At 77.0% G+C, this 501-nt stretch carries 1 protein-coding gene; it reads left to right on the plus strand.

Features of this window, described 5'->3' with window-relative positions:
* Window positions 1-501: glycosyltransferase family 9 protein (locus G7A99_RS24795; protein ID WP_163144740.1), on the plus strand; the 501-nt coding region annotated here is incomplete at both ends.

Here is a 501-nt window from a genome sequence, read left to right on the forward strand (position 1 = left end):
CTGAAGAGCGGCGTCTGGGCCCGCTTCACCGGCGCCGGCGAGCGTATCGGCCTGGGCTCGCGGGAGGGCAGCGAGCGCCTGATGACCGAGGTGCTCGCGCCGCCGCGGGACGATCGCCGCATCGCCAGCGAGTACCGCGCCCTGGCCGCCCACCTCGGCGCGGACACCACCCGCTTCCCCATGGACCTGGCACTCGGCGACGACGACCACGTCGCGGCCCGCTCCGCCATCGCGGGGGCCGGGGTGAACGGGCGCTACGTGGCGTTCGCGCCGTTCACCACCCGTCCCCAGAAGCACTGGTTCAACGAGCGCTGGCGGGACCTCGCCGGGCGTTTCGCCGCCGAGACCGGTGCGACCCCGGTGGTGCTCGGCGGCCCGGAGGACCGCGCGGCGGCGGAGGCGCTGGTCGCCGACAGCCCGGCGGTCAGCGTCGCCGGCGGGCTGTCGCTGCGCGCCAGCGCCGCGGCCATCGCCGGTGCCGAGGCCCTGGTGGGCGTGGAT

It is taken from the genome of Arhodomonas sp. KWT (genome assembly GCF_010993615.1).